Below are 1,150 nucleotides of genomic sequence, written 5' to 3' on the forward strand. Positions count from 1 at the left end.
TTTTGATTTGTTTTTCCGAAATGGTTTTATGCAAGCTTTGAACTCGGAACGGTACATCAATTTCATCAACGTTTTTGAGTAAAAGAACAAATTCCTCTCCACCTAGACGCCCGATGTATTCACCTTTATTGAGTTTTACGCGGATGCTTTGACAAACGTGTTTCAAAACCAAATCGCCTGTAGGGTGGCCGTAGGTATCATTGATGGCTTTAAAGTTATCTAAGTCAATTAAAGCCAGAACATATCGCATCTCTTGATGAGTTTTCGAGGTTTGGCTTTTGATGGTTTCAATGATCGCGGTTCTGTTTAAGGCACACGTTAAACTGTCTATCCGTGCTTTATTTCGAGTTTGTCGCTGAGCCATTATTGCCAACACCAAAAGAAGCACTAAGCAGGCAACCACAAAATTGTACGCGCGTTTTTGATCTGTAAGCTTTTCAAACTCGCTCTGCTTTAAATTCCGCTCGTTCGCAAGTTTGATCAGTTGCAGTTCGTATTCGTACTCATTTTTGGTGAGGTCGAGAGCTTCCATTGCCTTGATGTTGCTGGTGTCTCGGTTATCTAGTTCCAATGTTGAATACGCTTCATAGTGACTTAGCGCCGCTTTGTAAGCCCCAAGTTCTTGGTAAGCATTGGACAGCAACAGTTGCGCTCTCGCTTGTAGCAATGGCCTTGAGTTTTCCATTGCTAGTGTGAACGCTTCTTTTCCGTGCTCGATCGCCTTTTCTGGCGCGCCATTTTTCAGATAAGCAAAACCAGCGGCTAAATGCCCCTCGGTTTGTAAATGGTTGTTTTCGTATCGCTCGCCCAAACCGAGTGCTTTGTTAATGTATTTGACGGCTTGTTCAAGGTTGCCAATTTCAGCAATAGCGGAAGCAAGACCCAAATACGCCAAGCCTTGTCCATACGGATAGTGGAGCTCTTCCAAGATTTTCAATGAGTTCTGGTAGTGGTTAATGGCCTTATCGAAATCTTTCGATTTGTTATACATCCGAGCTAGGCTGTGTTCGACTTGCGCCACTTTGAGTGGGGCCTCCTCAAGTTGACGCGCAAGCAAGGATTGGATGAGGTATTGCTCCGATTGCTCAAACTGTCCTAATTCGGCCAGTAAATTGCCGACATCGTTATAAATACCAGATGGGAAATCGGA

At 44.0% G+C, this 1,150-nt stretch carries 1 protein-coding gene; it reads right to left on the reverse strand.

Going from position 1 to position 1,150, the window contains the following annotated elements; genetic code table 11:
* Positions 1-1,150, reverse strand: a 1,150-nt coding sequence (locus R7Z50_RS24535) for a tetratricopeptide repeat-containing diguanylate cyclase (protein WP_318149353.1), incomplete at both ends; no start/stop codon positions are given.

This window comes from Vibrio sp. 1249-1 (assembly GCF_033340495.1).